This window comes from Streptomyces sp. NPDC127092 (assembly GCF_042722475.1).
Lineage (GTDB): Bacteria > Actinomycetota > Actinomycetes > Streptomycetales > Streptomycetaceae > Streptomyces.
Map to the genome: position 1 here is coordinate 815 of NZ_JBHXFE010000333.1, position 356 is coordinate 1,170.

The window sequence follows — 356 nt, forward strand, 5'->3', positions numbered from 1 at the left end:
GCCTGGCCGAGCCGTCGCAGGCAGACGCCGCACCGGACGGGTGCCATGGCCGCTGAGGCCCCCGTCACCGACCTGCCCCTGTCCGAGGTGCTGGGCGGCACGCTGCCCGCCCGCCTCGAGAAGGAGCTCGGCCTGACCACGGTCGGGGACCTGCTGGACCACGTGCCGCGCCGCTGGATCGAACGAGGCGAGCTCACCCCCATCGCCGCCCTGCCCTACGACGCCGAGGTGACCGTCGTCGCCGTCGTGGAGTCGGTGACCACGCGGCGCATGCACAGCCGGCCCGGGTTCATCGTGGACGTCACCGTCGCGGACCCGTCCGTGGCCGGCGTGCCGGGGGCGAGCCTGTCCATGGC

Annotated in this window: 1 pseudogene; it reads left to right on the top strand. The window is 75.0% G+C overall.

The features are described from left to right. Nucleotides 1-45 precede the first annotated feature (45 nt). A pseudogene (locus ACFWJO_RS40170) lies at nt 46-356 on the top strand (hypothetical protein); the annotation flags it as partial.